Genomic DNA, 13,084 nt, shown 5'->3' with positions numbered 1-13,084 from the left:
GCTATTGCGAGCTTTCATCGACCTGTTGATCACGTCAAAGCGACCCCAAGCTGGTGCCCGTGGCCGTGCAGACGGGTTGGCTGATGTCGATGCAAGAGGAGGGCAGGGCAAAAGACTGGCGGCAGGTGAACTCACGGCGGCGCCGGTCGGATTGCAGCCTTGCGAACTGAGTTCCACGGCCCAGTGCAGCGTCCTCGGACCGGGCACTCGACATCGCTGAACCCTTATGGCGGTCGGCTGGCCCTGTAGGTGCGCGCTTCCGTGTGAAAATCGAATGTTGCGCTGTCAATCGCGTTTGCGCTTTGCATGTTGAGGCGCCGATAAGAGAATTGTGGCTGAACCTGTTGTCCCGCCACCAATCTTTTGCCCTGCTGCTGATCTTCTGAAGCAGAAACTAGATTGGCCGTATTGCAGATCTGTTTCAGTTCGTTGGCAAAAGATTGCGATTGTAGCCAAGCGACTACGGCGTCGAGCATAGGGCGTCCCTTAGAATTGGCTTCACCTTCATCTGCTCGTGTCTTTTTGGGGCACGGCTCCGCGCCGTGCAGCCGGGTTGAGTCCTTGCCGGAAACAACCCGCACCTGTACCGTTGCGGAAGAATTTTCTATGGGTGGATCATCTAAAATGACCGTGATGCAGAGTTCGGTGCCGGATGAAAGCGTCGGGAGCCTGCCGCCAGGCGTCCTCGTCGAAGGTCCGCTGGTCGATGCCAAGCTTCGCGAATCCTACGTCGTATTCGGGATTTTGATCGCAGGTTCGATCGCAGGGTTGGTCTGGGCATTCACGCAAGGCATCGGCTGGGTGGAGATCTGGGTATTCCTCGGCATGTTTTCGCTGACCACGGTCGGGATCGGCGTCGCCATGCATCGCCTGCTTGTGCACCGGAGTTTTCGCTGCGGTCCGGTCATGAGGGCGTTCTTCTGCGCGATCGCCACGATGGCGGTGCAGGGCTCGGTGCTGAAGTGGGTTTCCAATCATCGCCGGCACCATCTTCACGCTGACAAGCCCGGCGACGTTCACAGCCCTTATTATGACGGCAGCGGCAACCGCTTTGTCAGCTTCGCCAAGGGGATGATGCATGCGCAAGGCGGCTGGGTGTGGGACCATGCCACCACCGATGGCGAATACTACGCCAAGGATATTCTGGCCGACCCGATCGCCATGTTCTTCACCCGGACGCGCTGGTTCTGGTACGCGCTGTCGGCGGTGTTCATTCCCGGCGCCATCGGCTACGCGTTTGGCGGCGTGCACGCGATGATCGGCTGCGTCTTGTTCTCCGGCCTGTTCCGCAGCTACGTCATGACCTTCTCCACCTCGCTGGTTAACTCGGTCTGCCACAGTGACGGTCGCTACGGTTATCGCCGCTTCGAGACCAATGACGGCACGACCAATGAGATGGTGACGAATATTCTCACCTTTGGTGAAGGGCTGCACAACAACCATCATCGGTTTCCGCGGGACGCCTACCTTTCGCACGCCTGGTACGAGGTCGACATCAATGGCCTGATTATTCTGGGGCTTGGGAAACTCGGGCTCGTGCACGACATTTTCGCGGGCGGCGCGCATCAACAGGCTCGACCGGATAGACTTGGCGAGTCGTAAGGCTTCGAGAGAGTGTTTTGAGTAGGCGGCGCTTAATATGCGTCGCCGCAGCGGCTGCATCGTCGTCATTGGCGTATTGGTGCGCCGAAAGCAGAAAACCCGCCGTTTCCGGCGGGTTTTGTTTCTGTCGCCGCGGGTGCAGCGACACGTTGGGATGATTTGTGGTGCTCGTTGGCCGAGTCCGGCCATCCTAGTCGAGACCGTCCAGAATTTCCTCGGCAATGAGTTTCAACGTCGAGGGGCGCGGGGCCTTGATGCGGAGAATTGGCACAGTCTCCGTCATCCCGGTTACGCGCGGTTGGAATTCAGGTCGCGCGGCAATCGCGCGGCCGATACTTCTGGACTTTCCTGCTCCAGTCTCGCCGATCACCGCGAGGCATCGCCGCTCAGATTGAAATCCTGCGGCGGAAACAGCGGCTCCGCCGATCAAAAGTTTTAGCTCCGTCTCGATGTTTTTGTCTCGTTTGGTAGAAAGATAGCGAGAATTGATTTCCGCCATGCGCGTTGCCAATTGGAGCGCGTCAGACTCCATGCGGTCCACGAGGTGGGAGTCAACGATCTCAATGTCATCGGGAAAAAAGTCAGTGTTTCTGTCCATGTATCAATCCTTCCTTAGTTAGAGGTCCATTCGGATTCGCTTCCAAAGCCGTGATCGGTGAGGTAAAGATCATCTTGGGGCGATTGAGTATTTTCCGTGTCCTGGCTGACAGGCCCATTCGATTGATTGGCCATGACAAGGTCCGGGGCAGGCAACGTTCCGTCGGACAACACCAGTTCATCGCCCCATTCGCCGTCATCGGCGAAAGTCAGGCCACGGAATAGGGTGCCTTCCAGTGTTTGGAAGGTCCCCGCATTTACAATCGGATTTTTGATCTCGGCGCGCTTCACGGCCTCGGCCGCTGCGTTGGACAAGTTGCGCACGGCATCGATAACGAAATGTCGTGAGGCGGCCGCCAAATCGACATTGCGTCGACGCAAGTCGCGGATGGCTTCCGTCCATTGCCAGAGGGATACTCCCTCGAGCCCCTTATAACGAGCATTGCAGACGATCCAACCGCGAGAGGTCTTCACGGAGATGCTGGACAAGTCGAACCGGTCGACGCGGATTTCAATAGGTTTCTGACGCGCCTCTCGGCGGAAAAGCTGAAGCGCTTTAGATTGATAGCGAATTCCCAGAACACGAACGCCTGCGTCGCCGATGCGGCGCTGACACGAGACGCCCATGACATGCCGAAGTACGTCGCGATCAGGTGGAAGCGGCAGACCATACTCCTTGCTCAGGCGCAACATGCACTGATACGGAGTTTCGTTAAGCAAACCCTCGTGTGGGTGGTGATGGTAAAGGTCAAGAACACCCCGGAGAAAGCAACGGTTTAGTTCCTCGACGTTAAGCGAAGCATTTGCACTAGAGTCGTAGTCTCCCTTCTCAAGGATGTTGGAGAAGGTTTGCCCGGTAAAATGGGATACGATTTTGGTCTTGAGCGTGCCGAAAAGACGCTCGATACGTGCTCGCATTTCAGCGAGGCCGGCGGGCGGATAGTGGGCACTAATTCCCAGGCGTACGATCCGCGCCATAACGTCATTGGCGGTGTAGTTAGATCCGTTATCCATGGCAATCGATCGCGGCTTTGCGTGAATGTAGGTCGGACTGGCGCCGACGTGCTCCGCGATCCGAGACTTGTCCCTCATTGCAAGCTCAATTGTTGCGAGTGCGCTTTCAATGCAGGGGTCACTGTCAAGAAAGCGCATCGCGACGATCATGCGAGTCCGGGCATCGATGGCGACCGAAAGCCATACGCGTTTTCGCTTGACGGCAATCTTTTTCTTTTCATCGAGCATTTCCCACACGCCTGCATCGACCATAAGGGTCATGAGGCTGACCCTCCATTCATCCATCTCGAGGCGTTCAAACGGCTTCTCAACATCGAGGCCCGTGGTGAGAATTCCCCACTTTCGCAGTGCGACCTCGCGTCCTTCGCGTCCAAGGCAGACGAAGAATGGGTCAAGACGATCGATCATCTTCTCGAAGGCGCGCCGCTTAAGGCGGCGGAGTGGGGCTTTTCCCTCAGCCAAACGAACTTTGTCCGCATCCTTTAGAGCCCCTTCCAATTGGAGAAAGAGAAATGCTTTCTTTGGCTTGTTTCGGCTGGCGTACTTCATCGCGTATTCGTGATGAAGGGCATACGAATCGGCATCCAGCGTCACGCGAATGGTGCCGGGGCCATTGTACCGGTCGATCAGTGCATCGCGATCGAAATCAGCCTCCTCGTAACGCTTCACCCATCGGCGATCGGAACATTCTGCTCAGTTTCTGCGTGTGTGTTCATGTCGGCTCCTCTGATTCAGTGTGGTTTGGAAAGGCCGCTCGCGGGACGGAGGAGCGTCGTCGGACCAATCCGCTCCTTACGAGTGAATTGAAGAATGCCATCGTCAACGAGGCACAGGAGTGCGGTGCGACCGCGTGGCCCGAGTCGACTTGCTTGAACCAGATGATCGAGCATCACTCCGCCGCGAATTCGGCTGATCAATCCGGAAACAATCTGAACGTCGGCTTCGTTGCGGGATTCGCGTGCGTCGAGAATTTCGATCGCGTTGCGAATTTTTGCCTTGGTCACAAAACGTTCCGTAACGATGAACGCGTTGTCGGCGAATCCATGAAGACTTTGCTCACGGATGCACCGGATAGCAGTCCTTAATTGTTCGTCGACGTCGGCTTCTGGGCGAATAGCGTATGCGCTGGTGGAGCCATTCCATTCGTCGATAAGATAGTCGAAGGTGTGAGCGTGCTCCGATCCGTCTCGCAGTTTGTAGTGGCGCGCTGGAGGTTGATCCCAGATACGGTTATGACGGCTCTCGGCGCGCTTGATCAGACGGAATCCCTCTTCGATATTGGATTCTGCTACAAGTTCTCGATTGTCTTCATGATCGTAAGAGCGGATACGAAATGAGCGTTTCGTCCGTTGCGAGATATTTCGCGAAGCGGTGGTCGGTTGACACTCAATCCAGATGAAATCCTCACGATCATGTTCGCCGGGCGTAGGACATTCGTTTGGATTGCCATCGACACGCTCAAAGCGGCCTGCGAACGGTTTGTCGGGCGCCAAATAGATCGGAGTATCGGGCACAGGCTTCAGATAGGAACTGACGCCTGCCTTTCGTTCGTGCAGATATTGGATAACGGTCTTTTCGTTCACGCGTGAGTCCTCGCTCGCCCGCGCCACCATTGTCGCGGGGGGTAATTCAGGCTTTGGCGAAGCCCGAGAGCAGATGACGATGCGGACTGCTGTCCGCTGAGGTGTCAGCTGGCTATGGGCGAGGGGATGCTGGCCGTGCGATGCGCATAGTCATGGGCATCGATCCGAAGCCAGTAAGGCAAAGAAAACGACGTGGAGAACTTGCGCAGATCCGAGGAGTGTTCCTGTGTGTGGTCAAGCGACGTCATGGCGATCTCCGGGCAAAGATGGAGCGCTCCGGGAAACGACTTCCCGGCAACGCGGATCGCTTTTCGGGATCAAGCGATCGAAAGGGCAGTGAGATTGCGGACGTATCCGCGACTTCAGCGCGCTATGAGGTCGTCAGTTAGAGCGGTGAACGTGATCATGGACGTATTCTCCTCACGCCGACGCGGGAGTGCGTCGGATAGCTATCTCTCGGAAGAGGTAATCTTCGGGGATCACCCATGGCCGTGCTGGCGGCGAGCCGCCAAACGATCGGGCCGATATATTTAGAAGTCCGACTTACAGCCTCCTGCCTTGGCAATGGAATTTTTGTCGGAAACGACCATTGCCAATGCTCCGATGGCGTTTTCTGCGTCCCCTCGCGATGTCACGCGGAAGCCAAGGACGCAGCGCGTCGCGACGTCGAGTACCAGGCAAACCTTCAGACGTTCCTTCTTAAGGGCCTTCCGGCCTTCTTCGGTAAGATCATCGGCCAAGCCGAGGTCCGCCGCGATCGTATGAAGCTGGATAGACCATTCGTCGATCTGCACTTGCAGAAGCCGGCGGGGCATGTCCAGTCCCGTACTGGCAATGGCGTACTTCGCGCGAGCCTGGGAGTTACCGTGGCGGCTGGCATACACCTCGAACTGGTTGAGGGCCTTGATCTTGCGAGACAAGGTGGCCTTTGCCGGGCAGATAAGGCGAGGAAGTCCGCTCACTTCGCGTTGGATGTTGAGGCTAGTGATCTCGGCCGCCATCTTTTCGTAAACAGCACTCATGGAAGGGCGACGCACGTCGCAATAAGAGGCCGCATACGTGCTCAGAAGGCGGTGCACGTCGGGATCAATGTTGGAGTAGGGGCTTCCACTGTTACGGTACCCAGTCCGCAACCTCGCGCCCGTCAAGAACGGATCACTTCGGACTCACTCGCTGTCGGAGAGCGGGCCACGTGACGCCCACCCACTCCACCAGCGAGGGATAGCGCCAGCTCCCGCTCACTCACTGACATTAATCTGCTGGCCCCAGCTAGCGCTGGTGGACTCGGATCCGTCTTCAGAAAACCCAACGAAATGCCCTCTTCACCAGAAACTTTGCAGGAGTCGCCGTGACCAAGATGAACATCAGCCCACTCGACCGCATCACCATGGGAGCCGCCGAACTTCGCTTCATTTCCAACTCTGACGACGGATACGTCTTGGCACGTGTTGGATCCGGCCCGGAATTGCACGAAACCTTCTCGCACGACCAGATCAAGCAGATGATCGCCTCAGGGACAATCCGTATTGACCGCAATTGGCACGAAAAAGGACATGCGCGCACCCGGCTGATCGCCGGGGTTAATAGCCTCTCTGATCTTTCGCGCGGAGAAGCTGAGAAACTCATGCGCCGTAAATACTTCATCACCGAGTTCCTGAAGCGCGAGCAAAACGATAAGAACGTCAAGCGCACTGATGCGTCCATTACTGTCGCGCTTCTTTCAATCGAGACATCCCGCACGCTGCGCAATGCGCGTTGCGATCAGACGGTCACCTACAAGAAGCCGCCCTCCGCCCGCACGTTTCGCCGTTGGCTGTCCGCTTACGAGAACGGAGGGTTCGATGCTCTTACGTTGGCATTGGTGATCAAGCGAAGTGAACGACCGTCCGGTAAAATCGGGAATCAGGCTCGTATGCATAGTGCCGAACACTCGCTCGATGTGTCCACGGAGACGCGGCAATCCGGCGGGGGCATTTTCGTATCCCGCCTTGGCAGCGGGGTTCTTGTCGGCAACGATTGCGACAGGAGCTTCAGTGGGTTTAGAAAAGTCCATGACGACCTCCAAGTAAAGGTGGAGCGCTCCGGGAAACGACTCCCCGGCAACGCGGAACGCTTTTCGGGATCAAGCGATCGAAACGGCGGTGAGATCGCGGACGTATCCGCGACTTCAGCGCGCTATGAGGTCGTCAGTCAGAGCGGTGAGGGTGATCATGGACGTAATCTCCTCTCGCCGACGCGGGAATGCGTCGAGCGTCGTCGTCCGGGAATAAGGGGAATTCCCGCATCGGTACGAGATGGTGCTTGGCGGCAAGCCGCCAAAAACGTCAGGCCGATATGCCGAAGAACGCTGAGGATGTACGCGAAGAATTGCAGCCGGAGGCGCATGCGAATGAATTCAACATTTCGAGCCTCCTTTAGTTGGGATCATCATCGGAGATGATCGGGCTGCAGTGCGTTTCGCAGGATGCGAAATAGACCAAACGAGTGCGTTTGGCAGACGGCTCGTATACGGCTCGAAGGGCGTCGGCACAAGATCTGATTCCGTCGGGATGGCGCGTGTTGCCACGTTGGCTTAACGTGAGCTAAAGGCGAAAACTCAAAAACCTAGAAAATTGAAAATGATGTGATTCATCGGCCGAGCACGCGATATGTTGTGATAAGCATTCGAAGAAGCGTTACTCAGTCGACGAATATTCTGTTACGTTAATCTTCGCGAGGTGCGAGGCGCGCTGTTGGCTCATGATCTGCGCTATCGTAGATCTATCCAAATAACCGTTGCGCTTGAGGGCATCTGCAATTGCGAGTGTAGTCGCCCGATTAGATTGAATGATTGCCTGAGCTCGCTGGCGACAATCATTCAGGCGGCGCTTGATGGTCGTTCGCACTGACTTGTCGAGAAGCATCTTTTCCCTAGAAATTGCGGGCAGATGCAACAGGCCATGCTCGCCGAGACCGAAAGCGGATTCGATATTTAGGGCGATCTCTGTAGCGCGTGCCAGATCGGAGTTGTTGCCGCCACCAGCACCGATGGTGACCTCGGTTGGATCTAGAAATGTTCGTTCGGCCGCGCGCCCAGCAAGGAGCGTTGTAATCAGGTTATCCAGTCCGGCCAACGTGTAGACATCGGAGGACTCAAGTCGTCCGCTGGTGCGCCCGCCAACTTGGTTAAGCCAAACCATGTCGGGCTGGTAACAGCCGAGGATCGTGCCGACGATCACATGACCACTTTCATGGATGGCGATCGCATGGCGCAGTTGGGATGGGATATCAGGGTGATGTCCTCTGATCTCCTGCAAGATGTCTTCCGCCGTTAATGAGCGGTTCCGGCGTCGCGCGAGGGATCGGCTGCGGCGGACCCAGGCTTCGACGTCGGCTCCGGTACCGCCACGACCGGCCAGCGCAAGCGGCACGAGGTCAGCGTCGGCAAGGTCTTGCTTGAGATGAAAGCGAATGATTTTGCACAGATCATCTGTATCAGGCCGCTCAATCGTGACAGTTCTATCAAGACGGCCAACACGGCGGATAGCGGGATCAATGCGATCTGGATGATTGGTCGCCCCGATCACGACGACGCCCGAGCGCTCGTCGATTCCGTCCAGAAGTTCGAGTAATAGGTTAACGATCTGGGACCAATACTCGACGTACTCGCCTTGAAGGCGTGCGCGGTCTGAGATTCCATCCAGTTCGTCAACGAATAAGATCGAGGGTGCGAGCTTCGTCGCGCGCGCGAAGTCAGTCCGCATGGCCTGAAGCGTACCTGATAAATGGCTGGCCGCATTCCACTGGGCGACCGACGTTGCTACGATTGGCACGTCGGCGCTGCGTGCTAGCGCTTTAGCGAACTGCGTTTTCCCGACGCCGGGTGGGCCATCCAGCAGGAGGCCCTTGTCGATAGACGCCCAATCCAGCCGACCGCGCTTGTACGCTGCGAGATCAGCCGCCAGGTTTAGTCCCCAATCTTTCGCCTTACCGTATCCGGAAAGTTCCTCAAGCTTTGGGCCGCCGTCATCAGAAATGCGCTTGTTGCGGATGATTTCACTGAGACGCTTCAGGCATTCCTCTGGACTCTGGCGTTTTCTGATCGCGAGGGGGAGGTCGCCGACATCGACGACGCTCACCAGGTCATGATCAATCGGGCCGGTCGGTGTCGTGCCGGTGACAGCCTCGATGACCAGGCGGAGAGCGCTTTCATCTAGATTACCAAGGACTAGGTGTAAGTCCGCGGCGCGCATCAGATCGCGCGGCAAATAACGTTGCGGCTCGGGAGCAATCCCAATTATCTGCCTCAGTTCGTGAATGGCGGATACGACTAGCTCGTTGCCTTTGTCTGGTGTGTGACCACGCTCTGTCCCATCCCTTACGAGCGTGAGCCGCGGGGCACGCTTTCCGCACGACGCAAGGTGTTGCTTTGGCGAGGTATGGACCTCCGTCGCAAATACGCACGTCCGAAGGACCCTGGCGACAAGTCCAACCAGTTCAGAATTGCGGGTCGCAATCGTGACGGAAAGGGTGCCGCAACGCATTTCTTCAAGCAGGCCAGGTTCGGCCTCAATACTCCGGGCCAAGAGGACCGCAACGGCTGCGAGATCAGAACGTACCGTCAATCTATCAGCTGGAACAACGACGGCGGACGGGTCATACGAAATTGTCGCGAATGGATCGTCAGGAATTTCGATACCCGGAAATAAGTTGTCTTCGGCGATAGAACTCCTTGCAAGCTGTTCGAGGAAAACGCGCGCGAGCGCATCCGACGATGGTATGGTGCTTGTGCCTGTCGGGCTGGTGCTGCTTGTAGCTTCCGAAGACCACATATCGAGGTCCGTCCTTGGCTAGTTTTGATGCTGAACTGGAAATCTTCCACCAGATTTAGTGGCGCGAAGCGCCTCGATGCCGCCTCCCGAGGCGATAGAACCTGGACCACGTGCGGGCCCATCCACCCTCTGGGTCGAGCGCGAGAAGCTGGCTGGTGTGAACCCGGGGACGATCGCCCAGTAGAGGATGACCAGTTACTTCGCCAATCAGGCACGGCGTGTACACGGCTGCGAAGGACCAGTCCTCGAGATGAGGCGCGTCAACTAGAGACGATGGACTTGGTCGACCACGAACACAGAGGTCATTGATGTCATCAGAAATGGTGGCCAAAGCATTTTGAAGATCGATGAGGTTCCGGAATGGCGTCTCGATTGTCATTCATCTCTCCAATCAGACAGTGGCAATCAACCATTGGTCGCTGAGCAAGCGGCAGCTGGGATCAATTTTTGACCGCCTCCTCAGTGCGGAAGAGATGAGAATTCCTGACGTGACATCGTGGTCGAGGGCACAGGCAAGCATGGCTGAGAGAGCCAAATCGATCTCAGGATGATCGATGGGGCGAGCCTTAAGACGCCTGACAGCAATATTGATCGCGGTGGTCACTTTACCAATCACTGCATCAGACCAGTAAGCCTCTCCGGCCATACGGTGCTGCATCAAAGTCCATCGCAGGACAGCGACGTCTTTCCCGGTGAATTCGCTCGGAGCCCGCGTTCTCCACCAGATCAACGGGCCATCCGAATGGTTCTCGCCGCCCGAGAGTGCGGCCGCCGGCGTCCTTGTAATCGGAGGCGATCCGGAACACTCGGCGACATCGAAGGTGCGATTGGTCGTTGCGCGCATGCGTCATCCTCCCATTAAACAGGATCGAAAGGGCTGGTTTCAGTGTTGCAAGAACGGGTAGGGATAGTCGGTGATGAATCCTGCCGCACGGACGGAGGCCCAGGCGTCGCCGTTGCTATTTAAGGATTCAAGATCAAAGCAGTTTGTGTCGTCGAGTTGTCGATGTTGATTTCGCCCGCCCGGCCGAAGGATTCATCAAACTTGAGACAAACTATACCATGTCCGTCGACGCAACGCCGGAGGGGTTCCGGGAATATGGTAAACGGCAGGCCGGCTATCTAAAGGTTCCGGCCACCTCTGAGCCTCTCGGGCGATCGGTGCAGCAAACGTCGCTCAGCGCATCTGAGTCCAGGCGGTACCCAGGCCCCGGTCGATGCATACCGGTTCTACCTGTACGACAGAGCCGTATTCGTCGGTCGAAAAGAATTCAATCGTCTCTCGCGCGATATCAAATGTTGCCATCGAGAGGATATCCGTATCCCATGCGTGGGTATCCAGCGAGATTCGATTTTCGGTGATCACCGGGCGCGGTGGAGTGACAGGGGTATGTCCATGAACGATAACGTGTGACAAAATCCCGACGTGATCGAGAAATCGGCTCCGAATCTGAATGCAGTCCGGCAGTTGCTGCTCTGGTATGGGTACGGCTGGGTCGATCCCTGCGTGGACAAAACCATATGGGCCGAACGTTTCGATTAAGGACGCTTCGTGGAGTACACGTACGTGCTCCGGGAAATCATCTCGGATAGAGATCAAGATCTCTGAAGGATCGTATTCGGGTGTTCTCGAGTAAGAGGCGAGCGTCTCCTGACCTCCATTTCGAAGCAGCCATTTGAGAATATCGTGCCTCTGTACCGTCAACGCGTCCCGGAACATGTAATCGTGATTTCCCAAGATCAGCCGACTGCCGGGCCAGCGTTGGATAGTGTCACACACGATTTTCATGGCACCGCAGCTGTCGGGCCCTTTGTCCACGATGTCTCCAAGAAAGAAAACAAGTGGCCGGCATTCGCGGTTCAGTGCATCCTGTTGAACGAATGCAACGATGCGGTCCAATAGGTCGGACCTGCCATGGACATCGCCAATGGCATAGATCGTAGATGCGTCGCGCAAGAGTTGGATGCCTCCGAGTTTGACGGCAATTTAGGGATGGGCTGTGAACAAATCGTTTGAGTGGCGTCGAGGCTGCCGGGCATCGCCATATTCCGCCGCCTGATCGACCTGCTCATGACACCTTTTGGTTTCAAACTCGTTGAACTATATTTCGGACGTCTGGCGGCTATGCATGACGGCCTTGAGCAAAGCGCGCGCAACCTAGTTTGAGCCGAGCAACTCAATAGATTAGGGCCTGCTTATGGTGCACGAGATTCAACAATCAGTTGCGTCGCCTGAGACGGGGAGGATTACAGGGGTCGAAGCAGAGGCGATGGCGCGCGCCGTGGTCAGATTATTCAACAAATGGAGATTAGGTGACGGAGATGCGCGCGAAATTCTTGGCGGATTGTCGGCGCGGACTTACGCGCGATGGAAGGCCGGCAACCCTGGACGCATTGACAGGGATCTTGCAACGCGCCTGTCGCTCGTGATGGGCATCCACAAGCGGCTGCGCGTCATCTTCACGAGCCCTGAGCAGGGGTACGATTGGATCGGAAAACCGAATTATGTATTCGGCGAGCGTTCGCCTAGAGAGATTATGGGGCAGGGCGATATGTTTTCTTTGGCTCGCGTGCGCGCTTATTTGGACGCAGAAGGTGGCGGCGGGTAATCAGAAAAGGCCAATCCGTCGCACAACAGTCGTTATGGCTCGGAACGTTCAGTTGAAGACAAGGCCATCTGCGCGGAGCTCCGCGTCAAATCGCTGCGGAGTCCTGAACGAAACTGATGGCCGCGCGCAGACTATCTGGTTGCGCCAGCATCTCCTGGAGCCGGTCTCGTTCTCGTCGCACTGGCGTCGATAAATGGTGCCTCACCCTGCACAGGGAACCTCAGTAAGGATGTGGCGCCCTCAGGTCCGAATTTATGGCTAACCGAGCCCCCTAGTTCCTGCGCTAACGCATCAATGATCTTCAGTCCGTGGCCGATCCTGCATGGACGTCGAACCGAGCCACTATCCCTGACACAGCATTCCATCGACGAATCTGAAGCAGATAGCAGAACCTCAATGCGGCCGCCTCGATTGCCAAAGGCGTGCCGGGCGCTGTTTGTGATCAGCTCCGAAATGATCAGACCTAGCTTCCAGCAACGCTCTGAGCTCAACTTGAAGGGGCGCGACACGAGCACGAGTTCAATTCCTTGAGGATCGAGCCGCGCGCGCTTCAGTGAATGACAGAGCGCGCTAACATATGCAGATGCGTCAATCTCCAAACTGTGCGATGGCATCTGCAAAGCCCGATGCACTTCTGCAAAACAATGGAGGACGGTTGTTAGCTGGGCGATCGCTGACTTGACTTCATGAGAAGTCGAGCGGTTAGCAATCGATCCGGCGAGCCCTATCACTGATGTGAACTCATTGTTCACCCGATGGGTAAACTCTCGGACGAGGAGGTGCTCGATGGAAGCTGATGCGAGGGAAAAGTCAGCGCTCGTTTGGGCGCCACGGGGGGAATGGATCGTCTGCATATGCTCGACCTCCT

Annotated in this window: 14 protein-coding genes; 3 read left to right on the top strand and 11 right to left on the bottom strand. The window is 56.6% G+C overall.

Annotated elements, in window-relative coordinates; genetic code table 11:
• Positions 1-224: 224 nt before the first annotated feature.
• Positions 225-476 carry a hypothetical protein gene (locus ACP0KA_RS25775; RefSeq protein WP_424631804.1) on the bottom strand — a complete coding sequence of 84 codons (252 nt, stop codon included), beginning with the start codon at positions 474-476 and terminating at the stop codon, positions 225-227.
• Positions 477-624: 148 nt separating this feature from the next.
• Between ACP0KA_RS25775 and ACP0KA_RS25770 the strand changes: the two genes are divergently transcribed.
• Positions 625-1,602, top strand: a complete 978-nt coding sequence (locus ACP0KA_RS25770; RefSeq protein WP_424631803.1) for an acyl-CoA desaturase — start codon at positions 625-627, stop codon at positions 1,600-1,602.
• Positions 1,603-1,792: 190 nt separating this feature from the next.
• On the opposite strand, the gene ACP0KA_RS25765 is transcribed toward ACP0KA_RS25770, so the two are convergent.
• From ACP0KA_RS25765 to ACP0KA_RS25745, 5 genes are all read right to left on the bottom strand, one after another.
• Positions 1,793-2,200: an ATP-binding protein gene (locus ACP0KA_RS25765; RefSeq protein ID WP_424631802.1), complete on the bottom strand. Its 408-nt coding sequence runs from the start codon at positions 2,198-2,200 to the stop codon at positions 1,793-1,795.
• 14 nt (positions 2,201-2,214) lie between these two features.
• Entirely contained in the window at positions 2,215-3,882 is a 1,668-nt protein-coding gene (locus ACP0KA_RS25760) for a Mu transposase C-terminal domain-containing protein (RefSeq protein WP_424631801.1), read from the bottom strand.
• Positions 3,883-3,944: 62 nt separating this feature from the next.
• Positions 3,945-4,796: a hypothetical protein gene (locus ACP0KA_RS25755; protein WP_424631800.1), complete on the bottom strand. Its 852-nt coding sequence runs from the start codon at positions 4,794-4,796 to the stop codon at positions 3,945-3,947.
• A gap of 104 nt (positions 4,797-4,900) precedes the next feature.
• Positions 4,901-5,044 (bottom strand): hypothetical protein, encoded by a 144-nt coding sequence (locus ACP0KA_RS25750; protein ID WP_424631799.1) that lies wholly within the window; start codon positions 5,042-5,044, stop codon positions 4,901-4,903.
• A 282-nt stretch (positions 5,045-5,326) separates the two neighbouring features.
• Positions 5,327-5,875, bottom strand: a complete 549-nt coding sequence (locus ACP0KA_RS25745; protein ID WP_424631798.1) for a hypothetical protein — start codon at positions 5,873-5,875, stop codon at positions 5,327-5,329.
• Between the two features lie 269 nt (positions 5,876-6,144).
• Between ACP0KA_RS25745 and ACP0KA_RS25740 the strand changes: the two genes are divergently transcribed.
• A complete protein-coding gene (locus ACP0KA_RS25740) occupies positions 6,145-7,236 on the top strand; it encodes a hypothetical protein (RefSeq protein ID WP_424631797.1) in 1,092 nt (363 codons plus the stop codon).
• 235 nt (positions 7,237-7,471) lie between these two features.
• On the opposite strand, the gene ACP0KA_RS25735 is transcribed toward ACP0KA_RS25740, so the two are convergent.
• From ACP0KA_RS25735 to ACP0KA_RS25720, 4 genes are all read right to left on the bottom strand, one after another.
• Positions 7,472-9,607, bottom strand: a complete 2,136-nt coding sequence (locus ACP0KA_RS25735) for an AAA family ATPase (protein WP_424631796.1) — start codon at positions 9,605-9,607, stop codon at positions 7,472-7,474.
• 55 nt (positions 9,608-9,662) lie between these two features.
• Entirely contained in the window at positions 9,663-9,986 is a 324-nt protein-coding gene (locus ACP0KA_RS25730; RefSeq protein ID WP_424631795.1) for a DUF6634 family protein, read from the bottom strand.
• Between the two features lie 12 nt (positions 9,987-9,998).
• Complete coding sequence (locus ACP0KA_RS25725; RefSeq protein ID WP_424631794.1) at positions 9,999-10,265, bottom strand: hypothetical protein; 267 nt, start codon at positions 10,263-10,265, stop codon at positions 9,999-10,001.
• A gap of 519 nt (positions 10,266-10,784) precedes the next feature.
• The gene (locus tag ACP0KA_RS25720; protein WP_424631793.1) at positions 10,785-11,564 is read right to left on the bottom strand and encodes a metallophosphoesterase; all 780 of its coding nucleotides are present in this window, start codon (positions 11,562-11,564) and stop codon (positions 10,785-10,787) included.
• A gap of 241 nt (positions 11,565-11,805) precedes the next feature.
• Here ACP0KA_RS25720 and ACP0KA_RS25715 point away from each other — a divergent pair, with 241 nt between their 5' ends.
• The gene (locus tag ACP0KA_RS25715) at positions 11,806-12,216 is read left to right on the top strand and encodes an MbcA/ParS/Xre antitoxin family protein (protein ID WP_424631792.1); all 411 of its coding nucleotides are present in this window, start codon (positions 11,806-11,808) and stop codon (positions 12,214-12,216) included.
• 131 nt (positions 12,217-12,347) lie between these two features.
• Here ACP0KA_RS25715 and ACP0KA_RS25710 read toward each other — a convergent pair whose 3' ends face one another.
• Entirely contained in the window at positions 12,348-13,070 is a 723-nt protein-coding gene (locus tag ACP0KA_RS25710; protein WP_424631791.1) for a sensor histidine kinase, read from the bottom strand.
• Positions 13,071-13,084: the final 14 nt, after the last annotated feature.

It is taken from the genome of Bradyrhizobium sp. SYSU BS000235 (assembly GCF_049747295.1).
GTDB lineage: Bacteria > Pseudomonadota > Alphaproteobacteria > Rhizobiales > Xanthobacteraceae > Afipia.
This window is presented reverse-complemented; position numbering and strand designations above follow the sequence as displayed.

Coding starts and splice junctions, on each gene's coding strand:
- ACP0KA_RS25775 (WP_424631804.1), bottom strand. CDS start 476: ATGCTCGACGCCGTAGTCGCTTGGCTACAATCGCAATCTTTTGCCAAC.
- ACP0KA_RS25770 (WP_424631803.1), top strand. CDS start 625: ATGACCGTGATGCAGAGTTCGGTGCCGGATGAAAGCGTCGGGAGCCTG.
- ACP0KA_RS25765 (WP_424631802.1), bottom strand. CDS start 2,200: ATGGACAGAAACACTGACTTTTTTCCCGATGACATTGAGATCGTTGAC.
- ACP0KA_RS25750 (WP_424631799.1), bottom strand. CDS start 5,044: ATGACGTCGCTTGACCACACACAGGAACACTCCTCGGATCTGCGCAAG.
- ACP0KA_RS25735 (WP_424631796.1), bottom strand. CDS start 9,607: ATGTGGTCTTCGGAAGCTACAAGCAGCACCAGCCCGACAGGCACAAGC.
- ACP0KA_RS25730 (WP_424631795.1), bottom strand. CDS start 9,986: ATGACAATCGAGACGCCATTCCGGAACCTCATCGATCTTCAAAATGCT.
- ACP0KA_RS25725 (WP_424631794.1), bottom strand. CDS start 10,265: ATGCAGCACCGTATGGCCGGAGAGGCTTACTGGTCTGATGCAGTGATT.
- ACP0KA_RS25715 (WP_424631792.1), top strand. CDS start 11,806: ATGGTGCACGAGATTCAACAATCAGTTGCGTCGCCTGAGACGGGGAGG.
- ACP0KA_RS25710 (WP_424631791.1), bottom strand. CDS start 13,070: ATGCAGACGATCCATTCCCCCCGTGGCGCCCAAACGAGCGCTGACTTT.